This is a genomic window from Janthinobacterium sp. RA13, assembly GCF_000745325.1.
GTDB classification, from domain to species: Bacteria; Pseudomonadota; Gammaproteobacteria; order Burkholderiales; family Burkholderiaceae_D; genus Janthinobacterium; species Janthinobacterium rivuli.
Genome location: NZ_JQNP01000001.1, coordinates 2,934,119 through 2,948,076 on the forward strand (window position 1 = coordinate 2,934,119; position 13,958 = coordinate 2,948,076).

Here is a 13,958-nt window from a genome sequence, read left to right on the forward strand (position 1 = left end):
CTATGGATAAAACACAGCAAGCAGCCCTGAAAGCTGCTTACCGGCAACAGCCACCGCCGCTGGGCATCATCGCCCTGCGCCACTTGCCCAGCGGGCGCACCTTGCTTGAAAGCAGCCGCAACGCGCCCGGCATGCTGAACCGGCACCGCTTCGAACTGAACCTGGGCAAGCACCGCAATGCGGCGCTGCAGGCGGACTGGCGGCGCGACGGCGCGGCGGCCTTTTCCTGCACGGTCATCGATACGCTCAAGCTTCCCGACGATCCCGCCTTCGATGCGGACGCCGAACTGAGCGCCCTGCTGGATCTGCACCACGCGCACTGGCTGGAACAGGGTCAGCCACTGTATTGAGCTGCGGTGCATTACACTTGCGTACTCAAGCACTTCGCAGCAAAACAAAGGATGGCATGAACGATCACACTCCCCTCTCGCCGGACGGCGATGGCGCGCTGGACTTTTGCCTGCGCCTGGCGCGCGCCCAGGCGCTCATCGTGCGCCGCTTCGACAGCACCCTGGGCAATTTGCATGGCCTGAGCTTCAGCGACTATCAATTGCTGTACCAGCTGCAGCGCGCCCCCGGTGCGCGGCTGCGCCGCATCGACCTGGCCGAGCGCCTGGCATTGACGGCCTCTGGCGTCACGCGCTCCCTGATGCCGCTGGAAAAGATTGGCCTGGTGGCGCGCCAGGCCGATGCGCGCGACGCGCGCGTCGGCTATGCCGTGCTGACCGCCGCCGGCCTGGCATTGCTGGAACATGCCAGCACCACGGCGCAGGCGGTGGGACGCGAATTGCTGCACGACGCGCCGGCGGAACAACTGGCGGCGCTGTCGGCCATCCTCGGCAAGCTGGCCGGCTGACGCTGCCAGCCGGCCAGCCGCTTACACGAGCGCCAGCTTGCGCAGGCGCCGCGTCGACTGCCACTGTTCCACGCCCGCTTCGGCGCGAATGGCGGCGCAGCCCGCCAGCACCCGGTCGATGGCCGCCTCGTCGAGTCCCGCATTCAGGGTCAGGCGCACGAGGGCGCGGTTCTTCGCCGTTGCCGGGGCGCAAAACATGGCGCCGAAAATACCTTGCCGTTCCAGCGCCTGGCGCAGTGCCAGGGTGGCCGGTTCGCCGCCCGCCTCCAACGCCACGATCTGCTCCGTGCCATCGCTGACGTTGTAGCCCAGTTCGCGCAAGCCTTCGCGCACCTGCAGCGTATGGCGTTGCAGGGTGGCGCGCCGTCCATCGGCGGCCATGATGAAATCGAGCGCCGCGCCCAGCCACGCCAGCTCATGCGCCAGCAGGCAGGAGCTGAAGATGGCGGGCCGCGATTCGGACAAAAAATAGCCCTTGAAGCGGCTGGAACAGCTGATGAAACCGGCCCGGCCCGCGAAGGCCTTGGCCAGCGACGCCGTGCGGAAATGCACGCGATGACCCAGGCCCCATGCTTCCACCAGGCCCGCGCCCTGCGGGCCATGCGTGCCCAGCGAGTGCGACTCGTCGACCACCACCACGCAATCGCTGCGCTCGGCGATTTCGAGCAGTTCCAGCAGCGGCGCCAGGCTGCCATTGGTGCTGTACAGGGCATCGACGACGATCACGCCGCGGCCATGTTTTTCCACTTGCCGCCGCAAGTGCGTCATGTCGTTGTGCAGGAAGGGCACGGCCTGGGCCTGCGCCGACAGCACGCCTTCCCACAGTGAGGCGTGGGCCTGCATGTCGAGGTAGACAGGAATGCCGGGGCTGGCGATACACTGGATCAACCCCACGTTGGCCGCCATGCCGGACTGCGCCAGGATGCCGTCCTCGCAGCCCATGTAGCGGGCCAGCCGGCTTTCCAGCCGGTGCTGTTCGCTGCCTTCCTGCAAGTACACGGCCGACATCAGCAGGCCGCCCGCATTTGCCTGCAGCGACGCCACCTGGGCTGCCACCAGCGCCGGCTCGGCGGCGATGGACAGATAGTCGTTGCCGGCCAGGAAAATGGCATGGGCCGGTGTCGGTTGCCAGGCGTGGGGATGCTGGCCGCCCAGCAATTTTTCGATGCGCGTGATGTGATGCGCATCCATGCGCCGCACGATGTAGTCTGGCAGGCAGTGTTCGGCACGGGCGAACGATGGGATGGGCAAGCTGGTAGCGATGGTCATGAGTTTTCTCCTAGGGAAATGTTTGCTGCGGATTAAAGCCTTGACCGTCTAGCCGACCCATCCATTGACGTATATCAATGTCCGGCGAGATAACCGTTCAACCAGGAAAATTTACGCGATGATAATGTTCTGAAGAGAATCAAGGCAGAGTCATGACGCAGCAATTGCAAGCACGATGGACATACTGGCGCAGGCGCCTGCTCCATTCGCTGCTGCATGAGCGCATGCCGCATGAAAACCTGGCCGGCAGGGTCGCCATGCTGGCCGCCGTGGGCACGGTGGCGATGCCGCTGTACTATTTGCTGTGGCATTACTTTTTTCCGCAAGCTTATGAAAACCTGACCTTGCGCCTGACGGGCGTGGGCATCTGCGTCGCCGGTCTGTTTGCCCGCCGCTTCTCGGCCCGCTGGCTGTCGCGCTACCTGCTGTTCGCGCTCAGCTACATCCTGCCCTTCTTCTTTACCTTCATGTTTGTGATGAACCATGCTTCGTCCATCTGGAGCGAATCGCTGCTGATCGGGCTGGTCGTGCTGTTTCATTTCGAAACGAAACTGGCTTGCCGCGCCTACCTGATCGGCACCAGCGCCGCCTGCCTCGCCGTCATCCTGCAAGGGGAAGGCGGCTTCCTGCTGCAGCGTGAAGTGCTGCAGCAACTGCCCGTGCACTGGTTCACCATTGCCGCGCTGTCCGTGGTGAAAGTGGGCAGCAAGGTGCTGGAACGGGAACGGCTGGCAGGCCTGGCGGCCGGACTCGGTTCCGTGGCGCACGAGCTGCGCACGCCGCTGACCAGCGTGGAGGCCAATGTGCGTGGCATGCGCCGGCTGCTGCCGCAGCTGGCCGGCCAGGTGGACGACATGCCCCCGCTGCAGGAAGCCCTGACGCGCATCCAGTTCGAAGTGCGCCACATGCAGCACATGATCGATTTGTTCCTGATGAGCGCCAGTGCCGTGAACCGCAACCTCCAGCCCAGCCAGGCACTATCGATGCTGGCCATGGTCAGCTCCGTGCTCAAGCGCTACCCATTTACCGGCAACAGCCAGCGCAGCAGCGTCAAGGTGGACGTGCGCGCCGACTTCCAGTTCGCGGGACAGGACGAACTGTGCGTGGTGATCCTGCTGAACCTGCTGAGAAACGCGCTGAAAGCCATCCAGCGGGCCGGCAAGGGACGAGTGCGCATCGTCATCGACGGCGCCCGTCCCGTGCCCAGGCTGCTGTTCATCGACACGGGCTGCGGCATCGCGAAGAATCGCCTGCCGCTGATCTTCGAGCGTTTTTACTCCTATCCCGTACATAACGGCAGCGGCATCGGCCTGGCCCTGTGCCAGCAGATCGTCACGGCCTGGCAGGCGCGCATCCGCTGCGTGTCGCGCGAGCACGCGTATGCGATTTTCATCCTGGAGTTTCCCCAGCCCATGCCGGCCCGCTTCCAATCCTCTTTCCCCGCAAGGTGACGCATGCAACTGCCCGTCTACACCCATCCGACCCTGACCGTCCTGATCGACGACAGCGATTCCTTCCTGAAAAGCCTGGCGTTCCAGCTCGATCCCGGCCTGGCGCGCAAGACCTTCCACGACACCAGCAGCGCCTTGCACTGGCTGCGCCAGAGCGCGCAACCGGGCGAAACGCCGCTGCACGTCAATTTCGACACGCAGAACCTGCCGCCCGACCAGTGCAACGTGGCGCTCGACATCGAGCGTATCTGGCGCATCAGCGGCCAGGCGCAGCGCTTTGCCGTGCCCTCCGTGCTGGTGGTCGATTATTCGATGCCGCAGATGAATGGCCTGGAATTTTGCCAGGCCGTGCGCGACTTACCGTGCAAGAAGATTTTATTTACGGGCGCGGCCGATGAAAAGGTGGCCGTGACGGCCTTCAACCGGGGCCTGATCGACCGCTACATCAAGAAGAGCGACGACGATGCGCTCGACATCCTGGAACAGGAAGTCCATGCCCTGCAGCGCGAATTTTTCCTGCAGCAATCGGACACCGTGCGCGACCTGCTGATGCTGCACGACTACACTTTCCTGCAAGACGAAGCGCTGGCCGCCGTCGTGCACGAGCTGTGCCGGCGCCATGGTTTTGTCGAATACTATATTTTTCCCAATCCCAGCGGCATCCTGTTTTTCACGCGCGACGGCCAGGCCAGGCTGATGATCATCGAGACGGAACGCAGCCTGCACACGCAGTACGAAATGGCGCGCGACAGCGATGCGCCCGAATCCCTGCTGCTGGCCTTGCTGGAAATGCGCGTGATTCCCTACTTTTCCGATGCCGACAGCGACGGCATGTACGCGGCACACATCGGCGAAAACTGGTTCCGCTATTGCGCCGCGCCCACCATCTGCCTGGGCCGCGTGACGTATTTCTGGGCCCTGTTCGACGTGCCGCCACACCAGCTGGGCCAACCGGTCATGTCCTACGCGCAATTTTTACGCGCGCAGGCGGACGACAGCGTTCAGGTTTAGCCTTCGCGCAAGGTTTGCAGCGGCGGATGTTTTAAAACATTGCGCAAGCCCAGCCAGCCGCCGGCGATCGCGCACAGGGCGCCGGCCAAGAGGCCGAAGGCCCACACGCCGGGCGCAAAACTCCAGGCGAACTTGAACTGGTACGTGGCCAGGGCCCAGCCCATGGCGGCCGCGCCCGACGCCGCCAGCAAGCCGGCCAGCGCGCCGACGAGCGAGAACTCGATCAGCTGCGCTTGCGCCAGCTGGCGCCGCGTGGCGCCCAGGGCGCGCAGCAGTCCCGCTTCACGCGTGCGCTCGTCCTGCGAGCCCATCAGCGCCGCATACAGCACCAGCAAGCCCGAAGCCAAAGTGAAGGCGAAGAGGAATTCGACGGCCGTCACCACCTGGTCCAGCACGCCCTGTATCTGTTTCAGCACGCCGCCCACGTCGACCACCGTCAGATTCGGGTAGTCGCGCAACAAGGCATTGCCCAGGTCCGCCTGCGCCGGCGGCAAGTGAAACGCCGTGATCCACGTCTGCGGCGTGTCCGCCATGGCGGCCGGATTGATGATGACAAAGAAATTGACGCGCATCGAGCCCCATTCCAGCTTGCGCAAACTCGTGATCGCCGCTTCGACGGGCTGGCCGGCGATGTCGAAGCGCAGCTTGTCGCCCAGTTTCAGCTTCAAGGTCTTGGCGATGCCCTCTTCCACGGACGCTTCAGCCGGCGCGCCGGGCGCATTGCCGAACCATTTGCCGGCGACCAGCTTGTTTTCTTCCTGCATCGTGGCCATCGTCGACAGATTGAATTCGCGGTCGGCCAGGCCCTTGGCGCGGTCATCCTCGTAGGTGCTTTCCGTGATGGTGTTGCCATTCACGGCCACCAGGCGCCCGCGTATCATCGGATACAGGGGCGCGTTGGCCACGCCGGCTTGCGCCAGGCGCGCGGCAATCGGGTCTTTTTGTTCCGGCAGGATATTGATCATGAAACGGTTCGGCGCATCGGGCGGCGTGGCGTTGCGCCAGGCCACCATCAAGTCGCCGCGCACCACCGTCAGCAGCAGCAAGGCCATCAGGCCCAGGGCCAGCGACACCACCTGGATGACGGTGGCGCCCGGCCGGCGCTGCAAGGACGTGACGGCAAAACGCCAGCCCTGGTGATTGAAGGCGCCGCGCAGGGTTTTCAGCGACTTGATGCCCAGCCAGCCGGCCAGGCCGAACAGGGCAAAGCCGCCGAGGAAACCGGCCGCCGTCAGCAGCGCCAGTTTCACGTCGCCCGCCTGCCACAAGAGCAGCACGACAAAGGCGGCGATGCCCAGGCCATACGTGGCCACGGCCAGCGCCTGCGGCGGCTCCTGCTCGCGGCGAATCACGCGGTTGTGCGGGACATTGCGCAACTGCAAAATCGGCGGCAGGGCAAAACCCAGCAAGAGCAGCATGCCGGTGGCCACGCCTTGCAGCGCGGGCAGCATGGACACGGGCGGCAAGTCGCTTTGCACCAGTTTGCCCAACAACTCCAGCAGCACCAGGTGGCCGCCGAAACCCACCATCACGCCGACGACGCTGCCGGCCAGGCCGACGAGCAGGAATTCGATCACGTACATGGCCGTGACCTGGTTTTGCGTCAAGCCCAGGCAGCGCAACATGGCGCACGCATCCAGGTGGCGCAGCATGAAGCGGCGCGCGGCCATGGCCACGGCGACGGCCGCCAGCATGGCCGACAGCAAGCCGACGAGGGAAAGAAAACGGTCGGCGCGGTCCAGGGTCGATTGCATTTGCGGGCTGCCCGATTCCAGCGATTCGATGCGCACGCCCTTGATCGCCTGCGTCTTGATCTGGCCTTCCAGCCAGGCTTGATATTGCGCAAGCTCGGCCGCCTTGGCGGGCGGCGCCGACAGCAGCAAGCGGTACGATACGCGCGAGCCGTTCTGCACCAGCGCCGTGGCGGCCAGGTCGCCCAGGGGCAGCATCACGCGGGGCGCGAAGTTCAGAAAGGAGGCGCCACGGTCCGGCTCGCTGGCGATCAGTTGCGTGACCGTAAATGCCTTGTCGCCCAAGGTGAGTGTGTCGCCCAGCTTGGCGTTCAGGCTGGACAGAATCGCCGCATCGACCCACAGGGTGCCGGGCGCCGGCACCTGGTCCGTGGGCCGTCCGACGGCATCCTGTGCTTCGCTCAATGTGGTCGTGATTTTCAGCTTGCCCCGCTGCGGGTAGCCGGGCGAGACGGCCTTGATGGACGCCAGTTGCGACAGCGATTGCTCGCCCTCGCCCGCCTGCGCCATGCTGGGAAACGTCACCGTGTCGGCCAAAATAAAACCGCGCTTCTGCGCTTCAGCGCGCCAGGCCGCATTGACGGGCTGGTCGGCGCTGATGACCAGGTCGGCCCCCAGCAGCTGGTGCGCATCGCGGTTCAGGCCCGCGCGCAGGCGGTCGACGAAGAAGCCCACGGCCGACAGGGCCGCCACGGCGACGATCAGCGCAACGAGCAGGAAACGCAGTTGCCCGGCGCGCCAGTCGCGGCCGGTCATTTTCAGGGAGAGGCGGAACATGGGCGGCGGGTCTTCCGGTAGATTTATTGCGCGATGCCGTGGGCGGCGGCGTGCTGCGCGAAATACGCATCGACGGTAGCGAGAAACGCGTCTTTCTGCGCCTGCGTCAGGAAGGCGGCGATGAAACCGTTGCGCGCCAGGCGTTGCGCGTGGGACAGGCCCAGCGGCAAGGCGTCGAAGATGGCGTCGAAATTGTCGTTCATGTAGCCACCGAAATACGCGGGATCGTCCGAGTTCACCGTCACCAGCAGACCGGCGTCGAGCAATTGCACCAGGTTATGGTCATGCATCTGGTCGAACACGCGCAGCTTGGTGTTCGACAAGGGGCACACGGTCAGCGCGATCTGTTCGCGCGCCAGACGGGCCGTCAGTTCCGCGTCTTCCAGGCAGCGCACACCATGGTCGATGCGTTCGACCTGCAGGTCGTCGAGCGCCGTGCGGATGTAGGCTGGCGGACCTTCCTCGCCCGCGTGGGCCACCAGGTGCAGGCCCAGCTCGCGGCAACGGGCAAACACGCGCGAAAATTTCTCGGGCGGGTTGCCCACTTCCGACGAGTCGAGGCCGATGCCGATGAATTTGTCGCGGTGCGGCAAAGCGTCTTCCAGGGTCTCGAACGCTTCTTCCTCGCTCAGGTGGCGCAGGAAGCACAGGATCAGGGCCGCGCTGACGGGGCTGTCCTGGCAGGCGCGGTGGATGCCGTTGATCACGTCGGCCATGGCCACGCCGCGCGCCGTGTGGGTTTGCGGGTCGAAGAAGATTTCCGTGTGCAAGACGTTATCGGCTTCGGCGCGGCGCAGGTAGGCTTGCGTCATGTCGTAGAAATCCTGCTCTTTCAAGAGCACGCTTGCGCCAGCGTAATAAATGTCGAGAAAAGATTGTAAATCCGTAAAAGCATAGGCGCTGCGCAAGTGTTCCACCGATTCATAGCCAAGCGGCACGCCATTGCGCGCTGCCAGTGCGAAAATCAGTTCTGGCTCCAGCGAGCCTTCGATATGGATATGCAGTTCGGCCTTCGGCATGCCGCGGACGATCGCGCGCAATTGGGGGTTCATCATGGGTGTTCCTTATAGGGTGACGATAAAAATGCTGGCTCGCGCACGCGCACGCGCGGCGCGCAGGGCCATCAGACATGCAGGCATCTTAGCGCAAGATGGCCAGCCTCACCGGCGCCCGGCCGCCGTGGCCGGCATCGGCACGCGCTGGCGAATTGTCGTATGATGGTTTAAAAGGGATACAAAGGTTCATTGAAACCGCTGAAAAATTTGATGATTTATCCAATTAAATCAACAATTTACAAACAAGTATTAAGGATATGCTGACATATCTTTTGACTTCCTGATCCTTTAGAGCAATAATTAATTTCATGGGTAATGGTAGGTGCAACAAGCGCTATCAACAGTGAAAAAAAGCCGGCTGGCCACGTCAGCACACGGCATCAAGCGCCAGTTTTTTGGTCCGGGCAATCCGGACTCGCAAAGACAGCCGGGCTTGAAACAACAATAAAAATCGGTACGGGGTACAGAAAAAATTCAGACGGCAAGCCCAGGCGAGTGCCAGGCGGGCGGCCATGGTGACTGGCAGTTCAGGTTTACATTAAAGGACATTGACATGACCATTTTTGATAACTATGCAGCACGCTACGAGCGCACCCGCGAAGAGGAAATGTCGCTCACCGAATACCTGGCCCTGTGCAAGAAGGACAAGCTGACGTACGCCAGCGCGCCCGAACGCATGCTGGCCGCCATCGGCGAGCCGCAGCTGGTCGACACGCGCAACGACACGCGCTTGTCGCGCATCTTCGCCAACAAGGTGATCAAGATCTACCCCGCCTTCCGCGAGTTCTACGGCACCGAGGAAGTCATCGAGCAAGTCGTCTCGTATTTCCGCCACGCGGCGCAAGGGCTGGAAGAACGCAAGCAGATCCTGTATCTGCTGGGGCCTGTCGGCGGCGGCAAGTCGTCCATCGCGGAAAAACTCAAATCGCTGATGGAACACGTGCCCTTCTATTGCCTGAAAGGCTCGCCCGTCAACGAATCGCCGCTGGGCCTGTTCAACGAGGAAGAGGACGGCACCATCCTGGAAGAGGATTACGGCATCCCGCGCCGCTACCTGCGCAACATCCCCAGCCCGTGGGCCGTGAAGCGGCTGCATGAATACAATGGCGATATCAACCAGTTCCGTGTCGTCAAGCGCTATCCTTCCGTACTGAAACAGATCGCCATCTCGAAAACGGAGCCGGGCGATGAAAACAACCAGGATATTTCCTCGCTGGTGGGCAAGGTCGACATCCGCAAGCTGGAAGACTATGCGCAGGACGACCCGGACGCCTACAGCTATTCGGGCGGCCTGTGCCTGGCCAACCAGGGCTTGATGGAATTCGTGGAAATGTTCAAGGCGCCCATCAAGGTCTTGCACCCGCTGCTGACGGCCACGCAGGAAGGCAACTACAAGGGCACGGAAGGTTTTGGCGCGATTCCGTTTGACGGCATCATCCTGGCCCACTCGAACGAGTCGGAATGGAAAACCTTCAAGAACAACCGCAACAACGAGGCCTTCCTTGACCGTATCTATATAGTCAAGGTGCCGTACTGCCTGCGCGTGTCCGACGAAATCAAGATCTACGACAAGCTGGTGGCCAATTCCTCGCTGGTCAAGGCCCCGTGCGCGCCCGGCACCCTGCGCATGATGGCGCAGTTCGCCATCCTGTCCCGCCTGAAAGACCCGGAAAACTCCAGCATCTTTTCGAAGATGCTCGTCTACGATGGCGAAAACCTCAAGGATACGGACCCGAAAGCCAAGTCCATGCACGAATACGTCGATTACGCGGGCGTGGACGAAGGCATGAACGGCCTGTCGACGCGCTTTGCCTTCAAGATCCTGTCGAAAGTGTTCAACTTTGACAATTCCGAAGTGGCCGCCAATCCCGTGCATCTATTATATGTACTGGAGCAGCAGGTCGAGCGCGAGCAGTTCGCGCCGGAACTCGAGCAGCGCTACTTCTCGTATATCAAGGAGCACCTGGCGCAGCGCTATGTGGAATTCATCGGCAAGGAGATCCAGACGGCTTACCTGGAAAGCTATTCGGAATACGGACAGAACATTTTCGACCGCTATGTGACGTTTGCCGATTTCTGGATACAGGACCAGGAATACCGCGATCCGGACACGGGGGAAAGTTTTGACCGCGAATCGCTGAACAATGAGCTGGAAAAGATCGAGAAACCGGCGGGCATTTCCAATCCGAAGGATTTCCGCAACGAAATCGTCAATTTCGGCTTGCGCGCGCGGGCCTCGAACGGCGGCAAGAATCCCGCCTGGACCAGTTATGAAAAGTTCCGCACCGTAATTGAAAAGAAAATGTTTTCGAATACGGAGGAATTGCTGCCCGTGATTTCCTTCAATGCCAAGGCCAGCGCCGACGATGCCAACAAGCACGCCGACTTCGTGGCCCGCATGGTGGAAAAAGGCTATACGGCCAAGCAGGTACGCCTGTTATGCGAATGGTACTTGCGCGTACGCAAGTCGTCATAGCGCGGACAGCGGAGGCGCGCTCCCGCCCGATCGGTGGCGGGGCGCGCAAGACGAGAGGCAAGGAGGCACCCTTTGACATATCTCATCGACAGGCGCTTGCAAAGCAAGAATAAATCCGCCGTCAACCGCGAGCGTTTCCTGCGGCGTTACAAGGGCCAGATCAAGGATGCCGTGGGGCGCGCCATCAAGGGGCGCTCGATCACGGACGTCGAGAATGGCGAGAAGGTCAGCATCCCCGTCAAGGACGTGGGCGAACCGTCGTTCGGCCACGCGCATGGCGGCGTGTGGGAAGTGGTCAATCCCGGCAACAAGGAATACCTGAAAGGCGACCAGATCGCCCGGCCGAAAGGCGGCGGTGGCGGCGGGCGTGGCAAGGCGGGCAATAGCGACGAGACGACGGAAGACGATTTCATCTTTGAATTGTCGCGCGAAGAATTCATGAATTATTTCTTCGAAGACCTCGAATTGCCGCACATGGTGAAAACCCAGCTGACGGCCACCACGGAATTCAAGAACCAGCGCGCCGGCTACAATATGTCGGGCACACCATCGAACATCCACGTGCTGCGCTCCCTGCGCGGCGCACTGGGGCGGCGCATCGCCGTCGGCGGCGGCGCCCGCAAGCAGCTGGCGCAGGCCGAGGAAGACCTGGCGGCCCTGCTGCACGAAGGCGCGCCCGACAGCGACCCGCTCGTCACGGAACTGCGCCGCCTGATCCACCACCTGCACACGCGCCTGCTGGCCATTCCCTTCATCGACCCGTTCGACTTGCGCTACAGCAACCGCATCAAGGTGCCCAAGCCGATGACGCAGGCCGTCATGTTCTGCATCATGGACGTCTCCGGTTCCATGGACGAATCGCGCAAGGACACGGCCAAGCGCTTCTTCATCCTCTTGTATCTGTTCCTCAAGCGCGCCTACGACAAGATCGAGGTCGTCTTCATCCGCCACCATACGGCGGCGGCCGAAGTGGACGAGCATGAATTCTTCAATTCGCGCGAGTCGGGCGGCACCGTCGTGTCCTCGGCGCTGCACTTGCTCAACACCATCATCGACGAACGCTATGGCGCCGGGCAATGGAACAGCTATGTGGCGCAGGCCTCCGACGGCGACAACTGGGACAACGATTCCGTGCTGTGCCGCCAGTTGCTGATCAACACCATCATGCCCAAGGTGCAGTACTACACCTACGTCGAGATCACGGACGGCCCGCAGCAAAACCTGTGGGAGCAATACGCGGGCGTGCTCGACCATCACGCCCATTTCGCCATGCAAAAGATCGTCACGCCGGCCGATATCTATCCGGTCTTCCGCGAACTGTTCAAGAAACAGGTGAAATGATGAGTGCAGCCTTTGACCGCGCCAGCAACACCCCGGGCGAGCCGTTCGAGCGCCTGCGCCACCCGAACGCCCTGCCCGAGCAGTCGGAATGGACGTTCGAACTGATCGAGCAAATCCACGAGGAAATCCGCAGAGTGGCGAAACAGTTTGGCCTCGACACCTATCCGAACCAGCTGGAAATCATTACGGCCGAGCAGATGATGGATGCCTACACCTCGGTGGGCATGCCCGTGTCCTACAACCACTGGTCGTTCGGCAAGCACTTTCTATCCACCGAGAAAAGCTACAAGCGGGGCCAGATGGGCCTGGCCTACGAGATCGTCATCAACTCGAACCCGTGCATCGCCTATTTAATGGAGGAAAACAGCCTGACCATGCAATCGCTGGTGATCGCGCATGCGGCCTACGGCCATAACTCCTTCTTCAAGGGCAATTACCTGTTCCGCGCCTGGACGGATGCGGACGCCATCATCGACTATATGGTGTTTGCCAAGAATTACATTGCCGAGTGCGAACAGCGCCATGGCGTCGATGCCGTGGAACTGCTGCTCGACTCATGCCACGCCATCCAGAACTATGGCGTGGACCGCTACAAGCGCCCGGCGAAGCTGTCGATGGCGAAGGAATATGCGCGCCAGAAAGAGCGCGAAGCCTATGTGCAGTCGCAGATCAACCAGCTGTGGCGCACCCTGCCCCGGCGCGACGAAGACGAGGAAGAGGACGAGCAGCGCAAGGCCGCGCCCCGCTTTCCGCCCGAACCCGAGGAAAACCTGCTGTACTTCATAGAGAAGTACGCGCCGCTGCTGGAACCGTGGCAGCGCGAGATGGTGCGCATCGTGCGCAAAATTTCCCAGTATTTCTACCCGCAGCGGCAAACCCAGGTCATGAACGAGGGCTGGGCCACCTTCTGGCACTACACGATATTGAACCAGCTGTATGACGAAGGCGTGGTGGGCGACGGCTTCATGATGGAATTTCTGAAAAGCCATACCAACGTCGTCTACCAGCCGCCCATCGACAGCCCCTATTACAGCGGCATCAATCCGTATGCGCTGGGTTTTGCCATGATGAGCGACATTCGCCGCATCTGCGAGCACCCGACGGACGAAGACCGCGCCTGGTTCCCCGACATGGCCGGCAGCGACTGGCGCAAGAGCCTGGACTTTGCCATGCGCAATTTCAAGGATGAAAGCTTCATCGCCCAGTATCTGTCGCCGCGCCTGATCCGCGAATTCCACTTCTTTGCCGTGCTCGACGATGACAAGAATGAAAAGCTGGCCATTTCCGCCATCCACGACGATGCCGGCTACCGCTACGTGCGCCAGCAACTGGCGGAGCAGTACAACCTGGGCAACCGCGAGCCGAACATCCAGGTCTGGTCCGTCAATACGCGCGACGACCGCGCCCTGACCCTGCGCCACACGCAGTTCCAGCGCCGTCCCCTGAACCAGCAGGCGGCCGAGGTGCTCAAGCACGTGGCGCGGCTGTGGGGCTTCGATGTGCACCTCGATACGGTCGACCCGCAAGGGGTCGTCCTGGGCACCTTGAATTGCCGACGGGAAAAACGTAACCGGCGCGATGACCCGCTTGTCCGGCCATGAAATGATTTGTTGATAATAATCAATGGCAAGAATATAAGCGCTTCCTATGCCTGTATAGGAATTCCGTATGGCCTGGCGGCGTCGAAACAGCCGCCGGGAGCGCCTTTTTTGACCTGGATAAAGTCCGTTCCGCACCCGTTTGGTGCGCGCGTGCCGCTAAGTGGTCTGGTTCCGAGCTAAAACATTTCCCAAAAGAAAGATTTTTCTCCAAATTTAGCAGTTTCCATATTGAATATCACGAAATATAATTCCGCCAGATAGGCACATCGGAGAACTTAGCAGCGGTCGCCCAAAACGGCTGTAAAAAACCGATAAGACCGCCTTTTTTTCTGTCCGAAAGCGTGCAAAGATGACATAAGCAAGTACGTTT

Annotated in this window: 10 protein-coding genes; 7 read left to right on the forward strand and 3 right to left on the reverse strand. The window is 61.6% G+C overall.

Annotation, left to right across the window (positions count from 1 at the left end; all coding sequences use genetic code 11):
• Positions 1–2 precede the first annotated feature (2 nt).
• Both FG13_RS13005 and FG13_RS13010 read left to right on the forward strand, forming a co-directional pair.
• Positions 3–350 (forward strand): GIY-YIG nuclease family protein, encoded by a 348-nt coding sequence (locus FG13_RS13005; protein WP_035821440.1) that lies wholly within the window; start codon positions 3–5, stop codon positions 348–350.
• Positions 351–406: 56 nt separating this feature from the next.
• Positions 407–856, forward strand: a complete 450-nt coding sequence (locus FG13_RS13010) for a MarR family winged helix-turn-helix transcriptional regulator (RefSeq protein ID WP_051958998.1) — start codon at positions 407–409, stop codon at positions 854–856.
• A gap of 21 nt (positions 857–877) precedes the next feature.
• On the opposite strand, the gene cqsA is transcribed toward FG13_RS13010, so the two are convergent.
• Complete coding sequence (gene cqsA / locus FG13_RS13015; RefSeq protein WP_035821443.1) at positions 878–2,125, reverse strand: alpha-hydroxyketone-type quorum-sensing autoinducer synthase; 1,248 nt, start codon at positions 2,123–2,125, stop codon at positions 878–880.
• A 152-nt stretch (positions 2,126–2,277) separates the two neighbouring features.
• Here cqsA and FG13_RS13020 point away from each other — a divergent pair, with 152 nt between their 5' ends.
• Together FG13_RS13020 and FG13_RS13025 are read left to right on the forward strand one after the other, a co-directional pair.
• A complete protein-coding gene (locus FG13_RS13020; protein WP_035821446.1) occupies positions 2,278–3,576 on the forward strand; it encodes a sensor histidine kinase in 1,299 nt (432 codons plus the stop codon).
• 3 nt (positions 3,577–3,579) lie between these two features.
• A complete protein-coding gene (locus FG13_RS13025) occupies positions 3,580–4,587 on the forward strand; it encodes a response regulator (RefSeq protein WP_035821449.1) in 1,008 nt (335 codons plus the stop codon).
• Here FG13_RS13025 and FG13_RS13030 read toward each other — a convergent pair.
• Together FG13_RS13030 and FG13_RS13035 are read right to left on the reverse strand one after the other, a co-directional pair.
• Positions 4,584–7,115 carry an ABC transporter permease gene (locus tag FG13_RS13030; RefSeq protein ID WP_035821451.1) on the reverse strand — a complete coding sequence of 844 codons (2,532 nt, stop codon included), beginning with the start codon at positions 7,113–7,115 and terminating at the stop codon, positions 4,584–4,586. The genes FG13_RS13025 and FG13_RS13030 overlap by 4 nt on opposite strands.
• 23 nt (positions 7,116–7,138) lie before the next feature.
• A complete protein-coding gene (locus FG13_RS13035) occupies positions 7,139–8,170 on the reverse strand; it encodes an adenosine deaminase (protein WP_035821455.1) in 1,032 nt (343 codons plus the stop codon).
• Between the two features lie 553 nt (positions 8,171–8,723).
• On the opposite strand from FG13_RS13035, the gene FG13_RS13040 reads away from it, so the two are divergent.
• From FG13_RS13040 to FG13_RS13050, 3 genes are all read left to right on the forward strand, one after another.
• A complete protein-coding gene (locus FG13_RS13040; RefSeq protein WP_034754154.1) occupies positions 8,724–10,646 on the forward strand; it encodes a PrkA family serine protein kinase in 1,923 nt (640 codons plus the stop codon).
• Between the two features lie 72 nt (positions 10,647–10,718).
• A complete protein-coding gene (locus tag FG13_RS13045) occupies positions 10,719–11,987 on the forward strand; it encodes a YeaH/YhbH family protein (RefSeq protein ID WP_035821458.1) in 1,269 nt (422 codons plus the stop codon).
• Complete coding sequence (locus tag FG13_RS13050) at positions 11,987–13,588, forward strand: SpoVR family protein (RefSeq protein ID WP_051959000.1); 1,602 nt, start codon at positions 11,987–11,989, stop codon at positions 13,586–13,588. The genes FG13_RS13045 and FG13_RS13050 overlap by 1 nt, the downstream gene beginning before the upstream one ends.
• Positions 13,589–13,958 lie beyond the last annotated feature (370 nt).